General features: G+C 71.9%; 15 protein-coding genes. 6 read left to right on the forward strand and 9 right to left on the reverse strand.

Features of this window, described 5'->3' with window-relative positions; all coding sequences use genetic code 11:
- Nucleotides 1-14 precede the first annotated feature (14 nt).
- A complete protein-coding gene (locus PV734_RS09905; RefSeq protein WP_319289271.1) occupies nucleotides 15-740 on the forward strand; it encodes a DUF2470 domain-containing protein in 726 nt (241 codons plus the stop codon).
- On the opposite strand, the gene PV734_RS09910 is transcribed toward PV734_RS09905, so the two are convergent.
- From PV734_RS09910 to PV734_RS09920, 3 genes are all read right to left on the reverse strand, one after another.
- On the reverse strand, nucleotides 708-1961 hold the full coding sequence (locus tag PV734_RS09910; protein WP_319289272.1) for a lactonase family protein: 1254 nt from the start codon (nucleotides 1959-1961) through the stop codon (nucleotides 708-710). The two genes, PV734_RS09905 and PV734_RS09910, sit on opposite strands and share 33 nt — an antisense overlap.
- A 113-nt stretch (nucleotides 1962-2074) precedes the next feature.
- Nucleotides 2075-3118, reverse strand: a complete 1044-nt coding sequence (locus tag PV734_RS09915; RefSeq protein ID WP_319289273.1) for a hypothetical protein — start codon at nucleotides 3116-3118, stop codon at nucleotides 2075-2077.
- A 73-nt stretch (nucleotides 3119-3191) separates the two neighbouring features.
- Nucleotides 3192-4439 carry an FUSC family protein gene (locus PV734_RS09920; protein ID WP_319289274.1) on the reverse strand — a complete coding sequence of 416 codons (1248 nt, stop codon included), beginning with the start codon at nucleotides 4437-4439 and terminating at the stop codon, nucleotides 3192-3194.
- A 210-nt stretch (nucleotides 4440-4649) separates the two neighbouring features.
- On the opposite strand from PV734_RS09920, the gene PV734_RS09925 reads away from it, so the two are divergent.
- Entirely contained in the window at nucleotides 4650-5600 is a 951-nt protein-coding gene (locus PV734_RS09925) for an aminoglycoside phosphotransferase family protein (protein WP_319289275.1), read from the forward strand.
- A gap of 26 nt (nucleotides 5601-5626) precedes the next feature.
- Nucleotides 5627-6289, forward strand: coding sequence for a M15 family metallopeptidase (locus PV734_RS09930; protein ID WP_319090898.1), 663 nt, complete (start codon nucleotides 5627-5629; stop codon nucleotides 6287-6289).
- Nucleotides 6290-6405: 116 nt separating this feature from the next.
- Here the strand turns inward: PV734_RS09930 and PV734_RS09935 are convergent, their stop codons facing one another.
- Nucleotides 6406-7506: a PHP domain-containing protein gene (locus tag PV734_RS09935; protein WP_319289360.1), complete on the reverse strand. Its 1101-nt coding sequence runs from the start codon at nucleotides 7504-7506 to the stop codon at nucleotides 6406-6408.
- Nucleotides 7507-7640: 134 nt separating this feature from the next.
- On the opposite strand from PV734_RS09935, the gene PV734_RS09940 reads away from it, so the two are divergent.
- Complete coding sequence (locus PV734_RS09940; RefSeq protein WP_319090897.1) at nucleotides 7641-7880, forward strand: hypothetical protein; 240 nt, start codon at nucleotides 7641-7643, stop codon at nucleotides 7878-7880.
- A 34-nt stretch (nucleotides 7881-7914) separates the two neighbouring features.
- Here PV734_RS09940 and PV734_RS45795 read toward each other — a convergent pair whose 3' ends face one another.
- The 5 genes from PV734_RS45795 to PV734_RS09965 form a co-directional block, all read right to left on the reverse strand.
- Complete coding sequence (locus PV734_RS45795; protein WP_415924185.1) at nucleotides 7915-8370, reverse strand: VanZ family protein; 456 nt, start codon at nucleotides 8368-8370, stop codon at nucleotides 7915-7917.
- Between the two features lie 406 nt (nucleotides 8371-8776).
- Entirely contained in the window at nucleotides 8777-9436 is a 660-nt protein-coding gene (locus PV734_RS09950; RefSeq protein ID WP_319090896.1) for a DUF4230 domain-containing protein, read from the reverse strand.
- A 102-nt stretch (nucleotides 9437-9538) separates the two neighbouring features.
- Entirely contained in the window at nucleotides 9539-11416 is a 1878-nt protein-coding gene (gene otr(A) / locus PV734_RS09955) for a tetracycline resistance ribosomal protection protein Otr(A) (RefSeq protein WP_319289276.1), read from the reverse strand.
- A 208-nt stretch (nucleotides 11417-11624) separates the two neighbouring features.
- Entirely contained in the window at nucleotides 11625-12005 is a 381-nt protein-coding gene (locus tag PV734_RS09960; RefSeq protein WP_319090894.1) for an anti-sigma factor antagonist, read from the reverse strand.
- Nucleotides 12006-12236: 231 nt separating this feature from the next.
- Nucleotides 12237-12665 carry a MarR family winged helix-turn-helix transcriptional regulator gene (locus PV734_RS09965; RefSeq protein ID WP_319090893.1) on the reverse strand — a complete coding sequence of 143 codons (429 nt, stop codon included), beginning with the start codon at nucleotides 12663-12665 and terminating at the stop codon, nucleotides 12237-12239.
- Between the two features lie 103 nt (nucleotides 12666-12768).
- Between PV734_RS09965 and PV734_RS09970 the strand changes: the two genes are divergently transcribed.
- Together PV734_RS09970 and PV734_RS09975 are read left to right on the forward strand one after the other, a co-directional pair.
- Nucleotides 12769-14223: an aldehyde dehydrogenase family protein gene (locus PV734_RS09970; RefSeq protein ID WP_319289277.1), complete on the forward strand. Its 1455-nt coding sequence runs from the start codon at nucleotides 12769-12771 to the stop codon at nucleotides 14221-14223.
- 39 nt (nucleotides 14224-14262) lie between these two features.
- The gene (locus PV734_RS09975) at nucleotides 14263-15375 is read left to right on the forward strand and encodes an NAD(P)-dependent alcohol dehydrogenase (protein ID WP_319289278.1); all 1113 of its coding nucleotides are present in this window, start codon (nucleotides 14263-14265) and stop codon (nucleotides 15373-15375) included.
- Nucleotides 15376-15383: the final 8 nt, after the last annotated feature.

Below are 15383 nucleotides of genomic sequence, written 5' to 3' on the forward strand. Positions count from 1 at the left end.
TAAGGAGATTCGGGATGGGTGACAGTCAGACCTGGACGGCCGCGCCCGCCGCGGCGCAGCGCGCGCGCTCGGTGCTTGCCGCCGCGTGGTCGTGCGCGGTGACCGCGGACGGCGGGCGCGAGGAGTTCGTCGGCGCGCACACCGTCGGCGAGGACGGCCGGGTGGTCCTCGACGTGCCGGCCGACAGCGCCCTGCTCGCCGCCGCGGTCTGCGCGGCGCGCGGTGAGCCGTCGGCCGTACTGGAGTTCGTCGACGTCTCGCCCGTCCCCGTACGCAACCGGATCCGCGCCCGGCTGTGGATGGCCGGCTGGTTCAGCGCCGAGGACGAGCGGCTCACGTTCCGCCCGACCCGCGTGGTCCTGCGCCAGACGTCCGGTGCCGTCGTCGTCGACCTCGCCGAGTTCGCCGACGCCGCGCCCGACCCGCTGGCCACCGCCGAGGCCGAGCTGCTGACCCATCTCGCCGACTGCCACGGTGACGCCGTCGAGCGCCTCACCCGTCTGGTCGAGCCGGACAGCCTGCACGGCGCCGTCGGCGTCCGGCCGCTCGCCGTCGACCGGCACGGACTCACCCTGCGCATCGAGCGGGTCCGCACCCACGGTGACGTACGGCTGACGTTCCACCAGCCCGCCGACTCGGTCTCCCAGCTCACCGAGCGCATGCACGTCCTGCTCACCCGGGCCAGTGCCGCCATCTGCCCCCGCGCGCTACAGCGGCAGCGCGCAGACGACGACGGGTGACGCGAACGGCTCGCCCGCGAGCCGCAGTTCACCGCTCGCGCGGTCGACGTGGAAGACGCTGACCGTACTCGACCGCTGGTTCGCCGCGAACAGCAGGTTCCCGCCCGGCGCGAGGGCGATGTGGCGCGGGAAGTCGCCCCCGACCGGAACCGTGTCGAGGAGCCGGAGACGGGCACCGCCCGCCTCCACGGCGTACCGCGTCAGGCTGTTGTGCCCACGGTTCGCCAGATACGCGTACCGGCCGTCCGGGGACACCACGAACTGGGCCGGGTAACTCGTGCCCGTTCCCGTCCCCGTGGACTGGGCCTCCCCGATGTCCAGGCGCCCGGTGGCCGGGGAGTACGCACAGACGGCGACCGTGTTGTCCACCTCGTTGGCGAGATACGCGTACCGGCCGCCGGGGTGGAAGGTGAGATGGCGGGGGCCGGCGCCCGGGCGGGTCCGGGCACGCGAGACCTCGGTGAGCGTGCCGCGCCCGAGGTCCAGGCGGTAGGTGTAGACCGTGTCCGTGCCCAGATCGACCGCGAGCACATGGCCGCCGTCCGGGCTGGTGACGAACTGGTGCGCGTGCGGGCCCTGTTGACCCGGGCCCGGTGCCGGACTGGAGTGCGTGACCAGGTCGGTGCGCTCGCCGAGCGCACCCGAGGCGTCGATGGGATGCACCGCCACACTGCCGGAGCCGTAGTTGGCGCTGAGCAGCCAGCGCCCGCTCGGATGAACCGACAGATGGCACGGCGCCGCCCCACCGGTCCCGCGCGTGCCGAGCACCTCGTGGCCGCCGCCCTCGCCGTCGCGCCGGATCGCGGTCACGCCGCCGTCCTGGCGCTCGTTCACCGCGTACACGGTGCGGCCGTCCGGGTGCGTGGCGAGGTAGGACGGGTCGGCCACGCCCGTGCGGGATCCCGCGCCGGTGACACGGCCCGAGACCGGATCGTAGGTCGCGAGACCGATGCCGGTGCCGCCGCCCTCGACGGAGGTGTATGTGCCGAGAAGGAGGGAGCGAGGACCGGCCGACGCGGGCGGCGCGGAGGGCGCGGGCTCGGACGCGGGCGTCGGCGAGGGTGCGGGCGGGTCCGGCGCGGCGGCGGGATCCACCGGGGCGGCCGTCATCGCGCGGGCGGGGACGGACGCCGTCGCGGCCGTCCCCGCCGCCGCACCCACGAACCGGCGCCTGCTCCACCCGCGGCGCTCGCCCCGCGCCGGTTCCGTACCACCGCTCATACCTGCACCCCGGGTCTCGGTCGCCTCAGCCGTCACCCGGCAACTCTGACGCGGATCGCCCGTCGCGCGCAAGAGAAGCAATGCGCGTTGCGCATGCTGCAATGCGGGACGGCTTACCAGTCGCCGTCCTCCACCGGCTTCCCCGTCAGTGGCTTCACCTGCCCGGGCGAGGGCGCCTGCCACGGCTCGTGGTCGTCGCCGAGCCAGTCGCCGACCGGCTGTACGGCGGCCAAGGGGTCCGTGGGGGCGAGGTCCTCGGCGTCCTGGTCGAAGTAGTCGAACCAGGGCAGGCCGGCCCGGGTGTACGCCGCGCGGTCCACCGGCGACGGGGGCGGGGCCTCGCCGGTGATGCGGCGCCACTCGGGCGGGGTCACCAGATGCACGAACACGTGTCCCGCGGGCCGCTCCGACCACGCGGTGAGCGGCCGGTCGTCCCGGTAGACCTCCTGGCGCATCGATCCGCCGACGCCCAGACCCATGGCCGCCCCCGACCGCCGCGGCCCCGCCGCGCCGCCGGGGGCCGCCGGGGCGGACATCGCCGCCGGCGCCATGGGCAGGGCCCCGCCGTACCCCCCGGTCGACGCCATCGTCGCCCGGGCCTGCTCCGCCCGGCGCCGCTCCTCCTCCCGCCACTTCTCCAGTTCCGCGTCGGTCAGCGAGAACGACTGGAGCTGTACGCCGCCCCACACCTCCTCGCCCGTGACCTGCCCCTCGACGGTCGCACCCAGCCCGAGCGGCACCGCCACGAACTGGCGGACCGTGCCCTTGCCGGAGTTGATGCCGTCGAGCCACGGCTGACGCGGCAGCACCACGTAGTTCTGCGGCTTCCGGGACAGCCGGTCGCTCCACGGCTCGCCCGACACCGCGCACACCTTGCCCACGCCCACCTGCAACGCGGCGGGCCGGGTCGTGCCCCCGAAGCTCAGCCACATCGCCTCGCGCAGATACACCGGCAGCAGCACCCCACCGCGCGCCCGCCAGGCCTCCGGCACCGTGTCGGCGTAGTCGGCGACCCGGCGGACCGGGAACTCGCCGAGCCCCGGCGGCAGCGCGTGCGTGCCGGTCTCCGGAAGCCGGAGAGTACGGATGAACCGGACGGTCGCACCACCCGGCAGCCGCAGGGTGTTCCCGTCGATCCGCACCTCTGAGTCACCCATGCGCAGCCCCCTCGATCCCGGTCGGTGCCAGTCGGTGTCAGTTGTCGGTCATGTGACTTCGGCACCTGGTTCGTCACATAGAACGACGTGACACCGCCTCACGGTTCCTGCCCGGCACCCGCACGTACTTCCGCAGCCGCGACACCCACGGCATCCGCTCCCGCTCCTCACGCGTGCAGCGGTCCAGCTCCTCCAGCAGGCGCCGGGAGCGGTGCTCGGTGTCCAGCTCGTCGAGGATGCGGTTGACCTCGGTCAGCACGGCACCGTGCAGCTGCCACTGGCCCGCGTCCCGCTGGACCTCCGCCAGGAGCAGCTGGGCCAGCCTGTCGCGGGTGGCCGTCGCGGCCCGCAGTTCGGTGGCCAGCCGGCTCTCCGCCGACTCGGCGCTGACACTGACGTCGGTCGTGACGAGGACCGCGAAACTGACCACGGCATCGGCGATCTCGGCCAGCAGCCGCTCCAGCGCGGCACCCGTCCCGGGGGCGAACAGGGGGTCGGGTTCCCGTTCCTTGGCCAGGTCGGTGAGGCTGCGGGCGAGAACACGCAGGACGACCGTGCAGATCTCCAGGGTGTCCAGGCCGGTGCGCAGCACCACCCGGTGCAGCAGACCCTCCCGGACACGGGGGTTGAGCCGCAGGCTGTCCTCGGCCTGCTTCAGTGCCGCGTCCACCTCGACGATGTCATGGTCCAGCCGACGGGCCTCGTGCAGCCGGGCGGTCGCGTGGTCCACCGGGGTGCGCCCGGCGGCCTCCTCGCCCATGCGCAGCATCAACTGCCGCACCCGGCGCGCCAGACCCTCGATGGACTCGCCGGCCGCGTCCACCCACACCGGGGGAGCGAACAGCAGGTTGAATGCGAGCCCGACGACAGCGCCGATCACGGTCTCCAGCACCCGCGCCCAGGCGGTGTCCCCGACCCGGGTGACACCGAGCACCAGCATCGCGCTGATCGCCACCTCGGGCACGAACTCACTGACCCGCACCAGATGCCCGACCGCCAGCGAGGCCAGGATGATCAGTCCCAGGCTCCACCAGGTCAGGCCCACCAGCACACTGAAGCCGATCGCGATGACGACCCCGGTGACCACGGAGTTCACCCGGCGGATACCGGTGGTGATCGTGGCGTAGAGGGTTACCTGGACGACCAGGAGCGCGGTCAGCGGGGCGGTGAGCGGCGCGGCCTCGGGACTGAAACGGAGCGCGACGACGTAAGCGATCGTCGCCGCGGCCGTCGACCGCAGGGACTGGACGACCACGGGCTCACGGCGCTTTCGCGCGAACCGGACGACGGACGCCGTCCACTCACCAGGTACCACTCGCATGCGCGCGCACGCCTCCCTTCCCACAAGCGGACCGAGCGTACTCACCGAAGTCGGCGGGCGCGCGAGATACGGAAGGAGGTATTCCTCACGTGATCAGGGGCGTTTCCCCGTCGAGCGAAAAGCCGTGGATCTCCCGGGCCGCTCCGTACCCTGTTCGGGGGGCGTACTCGGGTTGCGGGCGCGCCGGTTGAGGCAGAGGAGGCGCGGACGGTGACCGATTCGTGGGAGCGGGCCAGACAGGTCCTCGGGTCGGCGGGGCTGCCCCCGGACCAGCTCGTGGACTGCCGTCCGCTCACCGGCGGAACGTACAACACCGTCGAGGACCTCCGGCTGGTCGACGGCAGCAGATACGTCCTCAAGATCCCGCCACCCGAAACGGTGCCGGGGCTGCGCCATGAGTCCCGACTGCTGGTCTCCGAGGCGGAGTTCTACCGAGCCGCCGACACGGTCGGCGTTCCGGCGCCGAGCGTCGTGGCCCTCGGCGACGGTCACCTGCTGATGACCGCCTGCCCGGGCGCCCCGTGGGACGACTCCACCACCGGTGCCGAACGGGCGCTCCTGCGAGCCGAGCTCGGCGGCCTGGTGGCCCGGCTGCACCAGGTCACCGGGTCCGCCTTCGGCTACCCCTCCGGCGCGCTCGGCCCCCTCGCCCCCGACTGGCGTACGGCGTTCACGGCGATGCTCGACGCCGTGCTCGACGACGCCGTGCGCTACGACGCGTGGCTGCCGGTCCCGGTGGACGAGGTGGCCCGTTCCCTCCGGGCCGCGTACGACGCCCTGGACGAGGTCACCGTGCCCCGGCTGGTCCACTTCGACCTCTGGGACGGGAACATCCTGGTGGACCGTTCGGCGGGTGCTCCCCGGGTCGGCGGTCTCATCGACGGTGAGCGCATGTTCTGGGGCGACCCGGTGGCCGACTTCGTGTCGCTGGCGCTGCTGGGGGACATCAGGGGCGACGCGCAGTTCCTGACGGGCTATCAGAAATCGGGCGGCCAGGTCGAGTTCGACTACACGACCTGCCGGCGGCTCGCTCTGTACCGCGCCTACCTCTACCTGATCATGCTGACCGAGACAGTGCCGCGGGCCGTGGGGGAGGAGCGCGTGCGGTGGACGCGGGACGTGGTGGGACCCGCGCTGACGGACGCGCTGGCCGATCTCTGACCCGAGCGGCGGGAGATGATCGGGTCATGAGCGAGATCATCCTGATGTCCGACGCGAAGGTCGCCGCCGTACCCGTCGAGGAGTGCGGTGAGCGGCTGGTGGAGGTGCGAGGCGCCCTGCTCACCGACGGCCGACAGCAACACGCGTCCGCCGGCGCCCAGTTCAGGCTGCGGCAGGGCGTCCTCGACCGGCTGCTCGACGCGCAGGCGCTGCTCCCCGACGGCATGCGGCTGCTGTTCGTCGAGGGTTACCGGCCGCCCGCCCTGCAACGCCGGTACTTCGAGGAGTACTCCGCCGAACTGCGGGCCCAGCACCCGGACTGGCCCGACGACCGGCTCCGTTCCGCCGCCAGCCGCTACGTCTCCCCGCCCGAGATCGCCCCGCACAGCGCGGGTGCCGCCGTCGACCTGACCCTGGCCGACGCCGAAGGCCGCGAACTCGACCTGGGTACCGCCATGAACGCCAGCCCCGAGGAGAGCGCGGGCGCCTGCTACACACTCGCCGAGGGCATCGGCGCCGAGGCCCGCGCCCACCGGGAGATCCTGGGCAGGGCACTGAGCGGGGCAGGACTGGTCAACTACCCCACGGAGTGGTGGCACTGGTCGTACGGCGACCGGTACTGGGCCCTGACGACCGGCGCCCCCGCCGCGCTGTACGGCCCCGCGGAACCCGCCGCAGGCTCATCCTGACCACTGGGCGAGTGGAACGGGCGTCCCATGGCCGGCGGACCGAAGCCCGAGCCGGTCCTGTGGTGTGCGGTGCGGTGGTCACGCGCGGCACGCCGAGGATCGCGGCGCACCCGGAGTCAAGCCGCGCCGCCGCCCTCCCCGAGGCCCGGCGGCAGCCGGCGCTCCCGCGTCCAGGCCAGCAGGTCGTCCGCCGGCCAGGTCGTGACCACCCGCTCGGCCGGCACGCCGCACTCCTCCGCCCGGGCGCAGCCGTGGATCTGCCAGTCCAGCTGGCCCGGGGCGTGCGCGTCGGTGTCGACCGCGAACAGCACGCCCGCCGCCACGGCCCGGCGCAGCAGCCGGCGAGGAGGGTCGAGCCGCTCGGGACGGCTGTTGATCTCCACGGCCGTGCCCGTCTCGGCGCAGGCGGCGAACACCGCGTCCGCGTCGAACTCCGACTCGGGCCGCTCCCGGCCCCCGCCCCGCTCACCCCGCCCGCCACCGCCGCCCCGGGGCTCCTGCCCGACGAGCAGCCGCCCGGTGCAGTGCCCGAGCACGTCCGAGTGCGGATCGCGTACGGCGGCCACCATCCGGCGGGTCATCGAGCGCGCGTCCATGCGCAGCTTGGAGTGCACCGACACCACCACGACGTCCAGCAGATCCAGGAGCTCCGGCTCCTGGTCGAGGGAGCCGTCGTCGAGGATGTCGCACTCGATACCGGTGAGCAACCGAAAGGGCGCCCAGGTCGCGTTGAGCTCCTCGACCAGGGCCAACTGCTCGCGCAACCGCTCGGCGGACAGGCCGTGCGCCACCGTGAGCCGCGGTGAGTGATCGGTGAGCACGGCCCACTCGTGCCCGAGCCGGGCCGCCGTGCGGCCCATCTCCTCGACCGGGCTGCCGCCGTCCGACCAGTCGGAGTGCAGATGACAGTCCCCGCGCAGCAGCGCCCGCAGCCGCTCACCGTCCCGGACCGGCGGGGTCACCCCCTGCTCGCGCTCCAGCTTCTCCAGATATGCGGGCACCTGCCCGGCCAGTGCCTCCCGCACCACCTGCGCGGTCTTCGGGCCGATGCCCTTCAGGGACCCCAGCGTGCCGGTTTCGGCCCGCTGCCGGATCTCGTCGGGCGACAGCTCCGCCAGCACGTCGATCGCGGTGCGGAAGGCGCGTACGCGGTACGTGGGGGCCAGGGAGCGCTCCAGCAGGAAGGCGATCCGGTCCAGCGCCTCGACGGGATCCATCGCCATGACCATCGTCACCTCCGTCTCCAGCGTCGCCCGGGCTCGCCCCCTCCGCACCACGGAGGGGGGAGGCGACCGTTCCGGAACCGTCCGTGGCCGGTACATGATGGCCGAAATCGCTCTACGCTCGACGTATGACCGAAATAGCGAGCCCGTACATCTCCCGTCCGCGGATCATGGTGCTCGGGGTGCAGCCAGGTTTTCCGCCGTTCCGGATCGTGGAGATCGACGGTGAGGTGGTCGGAGCGGCGCGGGCGCTCACCGATGTGCTGCGGGTGGCCGCCGCGGCCGGCATCACGGTCCATGACCTCGACGATCCGGACACGGTCCGCTGGGTCGGCGGCGACAAGCTCACCTGGACGAGGTCGCGGTAGCCGACCCCGGCCGACCCGGCGGACAGCGTCCCGGCTACCCCTTCTGCCCCTTCTGCTGCTTCGGCGCGTGCACGGCGCGGCTGACGCGACGGCCGAGGAGCAGGTAGCCGATCAGGGCGCCCGTGGTGTTGAGGATGACGTCGTCGATGTCGAAGGCGCGTCCGGTGATCAGCGCGCCCTGGGCCACCTCGACCATGAGCATGACTGTCGCGGTCAGGAACAGCACCCGCAGAACTCCGCGCGTCCGGGGGGCCACCACGGGCATCAGGACGCCGAAGGGCACGCCGAGAAGGATGTTTCCGCCGATCTGCCGTCCGGCGTCGCGCAGCTCGGGCTGGTCCAGGTAGGCGCGCAGCGAACGGCCCGGATGAAGGTTGCTGTGGGTCAGTGACACGGACGCCGGGGACGGCTCCAGGGTCAGCCGGGCCAGGATCACGGCGAACGCCACCATGAACACGAAGGCGCACAGAATCGTCAGTACCCGGGCCAGGAAGGCGAAGGGCCGACGCTTCGGCCGCTCCTGCTTCGGCGGCGGGGAGGCCTGCGGGGCGGGCTTCGGAGTCTTTCGGACCTTCGACGAGACCTTGGACGAGAACCTCGACGACCACTTGGACTCCGAGGAGGACTTGGTCGCTGACCTGGGCGCGGCCTTCGTCCCTGCCTTGGCCCCGGCCCTTGACGGTGACCTGGGTGCGGACTTCCGTGGGCTGTCGGGCTGCTTGCTCTCGGCCTTCGCCGAGCGCAGTCGCAGCGCGGCGAGCGTGCGCGGAGCTGATCGGGCCATCAACGTCCTCCGGTTTTCAACTGGTCCCCGTGCAACGCCAGCTACCCCCGAAAAGGCCGGGGAATCCGCGTCGGCCCGCCCCGGTCCGGGACCGGGGCGGGCCGACGGTTCCTCAGGCCCCGTACGTCACCTTCACCTCCGTGAAGCCGAGGGAGCCGAGCAGGCCCTTGAGCATGCTGGTCGTGTTCTGCTCGGCGCGCACGGTCAGTTCGCTCTCCTTCGCCGCGTCGCCGATGTGCCGGGCCGCCAGCTTCTGGACCGCCTGTTCGTCGTTCGGGTTGTCGGAGAAGAGGTCGGTGATCCGGTCGAAGATCCCGCGTTGTTTTGAGACGGCGTAGGAGCGGTCCGGGTCCAGGGCGGGCTTCCCGAGCGCCGCGTGCGGCAGTCGGAGCGTCGCGGAGGTGCGGTCCCCGTTGACCGTCACGTCGTTCTTCGCGACCTTGCCGAGATCGACATAGGCGTCGACCGTGCCGGCACCCACGTAGAGCACTCGGGTGCCCTTGATCGCGTCGGGCAGGTACTTGGTGTCCTTCTCCAGGTCCACGACGACCTGGAAGTTGCCGGACGCCGCGTCGTACCGGCTCATGTCCTGGATGGATTCGAGGAGCGCGGGCCCCGAACGGTCGTGCGTCTCCTCGCCGAAGATGTCCCCCAGCACTGGCAGCACCGCCAGCCGGAGCCCGGCCAGCAGCAGCGCGAACACCAACACCACGCCACTCAGCACCTTGGCCCAGAGGGGCATGCGCCGCACGGCCTTGATGGACGTCGTCATGGCGACGGACCTCCTTCTTTCTTCGTACTGAGACGGATGCCCGCCAAATGCCTTGCCAGACCGTCCTGTTGACGTATCGGAACAATTGAGAGGGAGGTGGGTCTACCGCAGTGCGCGGTCGCCCGACACCCGCGACCACCACACCCCCTCGCCGTGGGTCAGTCCGGGCAGTCGCAGCTCGGCCTCGCGTACGCGCCGCGCCGCCAGTTCGCCGGTGAGGTGCCAGCCGCTGCCGACGCCCGTGGTCCGGCCGAACTCCGCGCCGAGGGACGCGAGCAGCCCGGTCACCGGTGCCAGCGCGGTGGACGGGATCTCCAACTCGAAGGCGTGGTACGGCTCGTACACCCGAGTCCCGGCCCGCTCCAGGGCGCGGCGCAGCACCACCGGGGTGAGCGCCCGGAAGTCCGCGGCGGTGCTCAGCGGCCCGACGAACCCGGAGCGGACCAGGACGACGCGGCAGTCGACGACCGGCCACCCGCGCGGGCCGGCGAGCAGGCTCGCGTGGACCGTGTCCTCGATCGCCTGGTGGAACGCGCGGGGGAGAGCACCGAGTTCGGTCTCGTACGTGAACACCGTGCCCGAGCCGAGCGTCCCGGGCTCGACGCGCAGCCCGACCGTCGCGAAGCAGTGACCGCGGTCGAGCCACGGGTTCTCCTCGGACGCCCGGCCGGTGCCCGCGGGCCGCTCCAGGAAGCGGACACGGCTCGGCTCGAACTCGGCCTCGATACCGAAGTCCTGGGCGAGGGTCGCGGCGAGGACCTCCTTCTGCACCTCGCCGTAGAGCAGCAGCGCGGTGCTGCCGTCGGCCGCGGGCCGGGCGTGGGTCAGCGGATCCTGGTCGGCCAGGGCCAGCAGGGCGGAGCGCAGCCGCGCCGACTGCTCCGGGTGCCGGGCCCGGACCAGGGTCTCCAGGGTCGGGGGTGCGAACTGCGGTGCGCGAGCCGTGAGTTCACCGAGCCGGTCGCCGACTCGGAGGGCGCCGAAACCGGTCACGGCGGCGATGTTCCCGGCGGTCAGTGGACCGCTGCCGCCGATCACATCGAGCCCGGTGACCCGGCCGCGGACCTCGGTGGTCCGGCCGTCGGCCTCCCGGCGCAGGAACGTCAGCCGCTGACGTTCCGTCACCTCACCCTCGTAGAGCCGCAGATACGCCGTCCGTGCACCGTCCGGCGCTGGGCGTACGGCGAACACCGTGCCGCGTGGGGGCGCGCCCGCGGCGGCCGGGGCGGGCCGGGGGATCAGCCGGGTCAGGGCCTCGACGAGTTCGGGTACGCCCTGGCCGCCGAGCGCGGAGCCGAAGAGGAGCGGGTGGAGCGAGCCGTCGGCCGTGCGGGCGATCAGGGCCCTGTCCAGTTCGTCCGGGGTCGGCGCGGGGCCGTCCACCAGGGCCGCGAGAATCCCCGGGTCGACCTCGGCGACGGCCTCCGCCGTGGTCGTCGCCGTGAGCGGTCGGGGCCGGACGCGGGCGGCCGGAGTGCCGACGCCGTCGACATCGGTGAGCGGGACGACGCAGGGGGTCAGTCGGCGGCGGATCTCCGCGAGCAGCGCGTCGGACCGGGCGCCCGAACGGTCGATCTTGTTGACGAAGACCAGTGTGGGCAGCCGCAGTCGCCGCAGGGTCCTCATCAGCACACGTGTCTGCGCCTGGACGCCCTCCACGGCGGACAGCAGCAGCACCGCACCGTCCAGGACCTCCAGGGCGCGTTCGACCTCGGCGATGAAGTCGGAGTGCCCGGGGGTGTCGATGAGGTTGATCCGGGTGTCGCCGGCCGTGAACGCGGCGACCGCCGAGCGGATGGTGATCCCGCGCTGCCGTTCGATCGTGCCGTCGTCCGTCCGGGTGTCACCGGCGTCGACGCTGCCGAGCCGGTCGATGGCGCCGGAGTCGAACAGCAGCCGTTCGGTCAGGCTGGTCTTACCGGCGTCGACGTGGGCCAGAATCCCGATGTTCAGGGTGTGCGGGTGGTGCGAAGGGCGCATGGGTGGTCGAGTCCTCGAGAACGGTGATCCGGCATGGGCGGAGGGTTCCGAGGAAACGGCGCATTCCGTGCTCCTGAGGTCGGGAGGATTCGGCAGGGGCCATCATGGCGCGGCCCCCGCTGTCGGCCGCAACCGAATATCCCGAGGTTCCGGCCGGTGAGTCGGTGACCCGGTCACCGTGGGAGGACGGCCGGACGGTGGACGTGGGTCATAAGGTGCCGGACGTGGCCTCGGGCAGCCCCAGAACCGCGTCCAGGGACGAGGCCGGCGGCAGCACTTTCGCCAGGCCGGTCACCTTGAGGACGCGCAGCGTCAGCGGATGCGTGCAGACCAGCTGGAGCCGGCCGTCGTGGGTGAGCACCCGGTGCCGGGCCCGGTACAGCAGCCGCAGCCCCGAGCAGTCGAAGAACTCGACGTCCGTCAGGTCGATCACGATCCGGGCGTCCGGATGCCCGGTGGCCGCGTCCAGGTGCGGGATGATCTCGACGGCCGCGGCGATGTCGATCTCGCCGTGGAACTCCAGCACCGTGTGGCCGCGGTCCTCGTGGACACGCAGATACCGAGTGGGCGGTGCAGGATCCTGCCGCACGACTACATCGCCTCCAACCGGCTGCTGTGGTGGCGGGACCCGCCGGTCACCGGGCCCGGCGTGACGTCGTACGGCGAGCGTGGACGTGCTTCCGGTTCCCGGGTGAGCGCAGATGAGTTCCCCGCCCTGCAAGTTACCCCCGATGGAGTGAATTTGAGCATGTTCGATTGACATATGTCTTCGAAATTGAAACGTGTCTCCCACTGTCTTTGCGTGAGCTGTGGGGTGGGGCTACGACAGTGCGTGCCAGGCCTTGGACAGCGACTGTCGGAACTGGTCCGCCTGGTGCGACGTGAGGTCGCGGATCATCCGCTCCTCCAGCTCTCGCACGGGCTCCGTGAAGCGGTCGAGCAGCTCGCGGCCAGCGTCGGTCAGCAGGATCAGCAGCTCGCGGCGATTGTTGGGATTGCGTTCGCGGCGCACGAGCTCGCGGTTCTCCAGGGACCGGACGAGGTCGGCGATGGACTGCGCGGTCACGAACGAGTCGCGGGCCAGCTGGGCCGCCGACAGGCCGTCGTGTCGCTCCAGGACGGTGAGCGCGGTGTACTGGAGTGCGGTGATCCCGGCCGGCCTCACGAGCTCGTCCAGATGGGAGCGCACGATGAGCTCCACTTGTTTGACCATGTAGAGCAGTGAGGGGGGCGCCTTGGTGCTGACCATGGATTCAGACTAGAGCATTGACAGGAAACCTGTCTGTACCCAAACTGCGGACCAACAGGAATCCTGTTAATTGACATCTTGGCAATGAGGCTGAGGAGTGGTGATGACCACCTTCGAGATCGAACCCGGGCGACTGTTCGTCGGAGGGCAGTGGCGCGAGGCGGCGGACGGAGCACGTACCGAGGTGGTCGACCCGTCCCGGGGCACGGTCGTCACGACCGTCGCGGAGGCCTCGGCGGCCGATGTGGACGCGGCCGTACGCGCCGCGCGGGAGGCCTTCGAGAACGGCCCGTGGGCCACGACGACCGGACGGGAGCGCGGCCGGATCCTCAACCGGATCGCCCAGCTGATCCGTGAGAACGCCGACGAGATCGCACAGCTGGAGAGCCTCGACGTGGGCAAGCCGATCAGCCTGTGCCACGCCGTCGACATCACGAACGCGGCCAATGACTACGAGTACTTCGCCGCCCTCGCCTTCTCTCTCGACGGAGCGACCAGGGAGACGGTCCACAACGCCCTCGCCTACACCAAGCGTGAGGCCGTCGGCGTCGTCGCCGCCATCACACCGTTCAACTTCCCGCTGATCCTGGCCGGTTCGAAGCTGGGCCCGGCGCTCGCCGCCGGCAACACGGTGGTGCACAAGCCCGCCGACGAGACTCCGCTCAGCGCCCTCTACATGGCCAGGCTGTTCCAGGAGGCGGGTGTCCCGGACGGCGTCGTCAACGTCGTCACCGGAACCGGCCCGGTGGCCGGCGAGGCGCTGCTGCGGCACGGCGGCGTCGACAAGATCGCCTTCACCGGCTCCACCGCCGTCGGCCGCCATGTGGCGAGCGCCGCGGGCGAGGCGCTCAAGCCGGTCACCATGGAGCTGGGCGGAAACGCGGCGCACATCGTGTTCGAGGACGCCGACGTCGAGAAGGCGGTCGGCGCGGTCATCAAGGGCTTCGTCTTCAACACCGGACAGTTCTGCATGGGCGGCCCACGGCTGCTGGTCGCGCGCCCGGTGTACGAGACCCTGATCGGCATCCTCGCCGAGGCGGTGCCCGGCGTGCCGGTGGGCGATCCGCGGCAGCCCGAGACCGTGGTCGGTCCGATGGCGGGGGAGAAGCATCTGCGCAAGGTCGAGGAGTACGTTGCGCTGGCCCGCAAGGAGGGCGCACGGATCGTCTGCGGCGGCGAACGGCTCGACCTGGACGGCGGCTACTACTACAGGCCGACCGTGATCGCCGACCTGACGAACGACTCCCGGGTCGTCCAGGAGGAGATCTTCGGCCCGGTCCTCACGGTGCAGCCCTTCGACTCCGAGGACGAGGCGGTCCAGCTCGCCAACTCCACCCCGTACGGCCTGGCTTCGGGCGTCCAGACCACCAACCTGGCCCGCGCCCACCGGGTCGCGAACCGGCTCCAGGCGGGCATCGTCTGGATCAACGACTGGGCGATGCTCGATCCCGCGATCCCCTTCGGCGGTGTCAAGGACTCCGGCTTCGGCCGGGAGTACGGCCCCGAAGCGCTCGCCGCCTACACCAGGGTCAAGTCCGTCGTCGTCTCGCTCGACTGAGCGCCCCGTCAATTCATCTGCCTGTAAAGGGAGTTCAGGATGTCCATCACCACCCGCGCCGCCGTCGTCGAGTCCGGCGGCGCGCCCTTCACCCTCTCCGACGTCCAACTGGCCGACCCCGCGCCCACCGAGGCACTCGTACGGCTGGTCGCCACCGGTCTGTGTCACACGGACCTCGGCGTGGCGAGCGGCGGACTGCCCTTTCCCCTCCCCGGAGTTCTGGGGCACGAGGGCGCGGGCGTCGTCGAGGCCGTCGGCTCCGCCGTCACCGGCATCGAGCCCGGCGACCACGTCGTGCTGTCCTTCACCTCCTGCGGCGCCTGCCGCAACTGCCGGGCCGGGCACCCCGCGTACTGCGTGGAGTGGCTGCCGCTGAACCTCCTCGGCGGCCGGCGCGCCGACGGCACCGCCACGATCAGCCGTGACGGCGCGGAGCTGGGCGGCCACTTCTTCGGCCAGTCCTCGTTCGCCGAGCGGGCGTTGGTGGACCAGCGCAGCCTGGTCAAGGTCGACCCCGACGTACCGCTGGAGTCGATCGCCCCGCTTGGCTGCGGCGTCCAGACGGGCGTCGGTGCCGTCTGGAACGTACTGAAGCCGGGGCTGGGCAGCACGGTCCTCGTCCTCGGCGCCGGCGCGGTGGGTCTCTCCGCGGTCATGGCAGCGGCACTCACCCCCGCGACCAGGATCATCGCCGTGGACAGGGTCGGTGAACGTCTGGCGCTGGCCGAGGAGTTGGGCGCCACCCACACGATCAACGCGAGCGAGTCCGATCTCGCCGAGGCTGTCGCGAGGATCACCGACGGCCGGGGCGCCGACGGTGCCGTCGAGACCACCGGCAACGTCGCCGTCCTGCGCCAGGGTGTCGACGCGCTCGCCCAGCGGGGCACGCTGGTGGTGGTCGGCGCCCCGCCCTTCGGCACCGAAGTCGCCCTGGACGTCAACGGGATGCTGTCCGGCAAGCGCGTGGTCGGCCTCACCCTGGGCGACGCCGAGACGCAGTCGTTCATCCCGGACCTGGTCGACCTGGTGAAGGCGGGCCGGCTTCCGCTGGACCGCCTGATCAGCACCTACCCGTTCGCGGACATCGACCAGGCGGTACGGGACATGGGCGCGGGCAAGACGATCAAGCCGGTACTGACCTTCGGTTCCTAGCCCGCCCG

Source organism: Streptomyces sp. AK08-02 (genome assembly GCF_033795085.1).
Classification (GTDB): Bacteria; Actinomycetota; Actinomycetes; order Streptomycetales; family Streptomycetaceae; genus Streptomyces; species Streptomyces echiniscabiei.

Excerpts from the sequence above, each read along its gene's own strand:
- PV734_RS09905 (WP_319289271.1), top strand. The coding sequence starts at position 15 with ATGGGTGACAGTCAGACCTGGACGGCCGCGCCCGCCGCGGCGCAGCGC.
- PV734_RS09910 (WP_319289272.1), bottom strand. The coding sequence starts at position 1,961 with ATGAGCGGTGGTACGGAACCGGCGCGGGGCGAGCGCCGCGGGTGGAGC.
- PV734_RS09915 (WP_319289273.1), bottom strand. The coding sequence starts at position 3,118 with ATGGGTGACTCAGAGGTGCGGATCGACGGGAACACCCTGCGGCTGCCG.
- PV734_RS09920 (WP_319289274.1), bottom strand. The coding sequence starts at position 4,439 with ATGCGAGTGGTACCTGGTGAGTGGACGGCGTCCGTCGTCCGGTTCGCG.
- PV734_RS09930 (WP_319090898.1), top strand. The coding sequence starts at position 5,627 with ATGAGCGAGATCATCCTGATGTCCGACGCGAAGGTCGCCGCCGTACCC.
- PV734_RS09935 (WP_319289360.1), bottom strand. The coding sequence starts at position 7,506 with ATGGATCCCGTCGAGGCGCTGGACCGGATCGCCTTCCTGCTGGAGCGC.
- PV734_RS09940 (WP_319090897.1), top strand. The coding sequence starts at position 7,641 with ATGACCGAAATAGCGAGCCCGTACATCTCCCGTCCGCGGATCATGGTG.
- PV734_RS09950 (WP_319090896.1), bottom strand. The coding sequence starts at position 9,436 with ATGACGACGTCCATCAAGGCCGTGCGGCGCATGCCCCTCTGGGCCAAG.
- PV734_RS09965 (WP_319090893.1), bottom strand. The coding sequence starts at position 12,665 with ATGGTCAGCACCAAGGCGCCCCCCTCACTGCTCTACATGGTCAAACAA.
- PV734_RS09970 (WP_319289277.1), top strand. The coding sequence starts at position 12,769 with ATGACCACCTTCGAGATCGAACCCGGGCGACTGTTCGTCGGAGGGCAG.
- PV734_RS09975 (WP_319289278.1), top strand. The coding sequence starts at position 14,263 with ATGTCCATCACCACCCGCGCCGCCGTCGTCGAGTCCGGCGGCGCGCCC.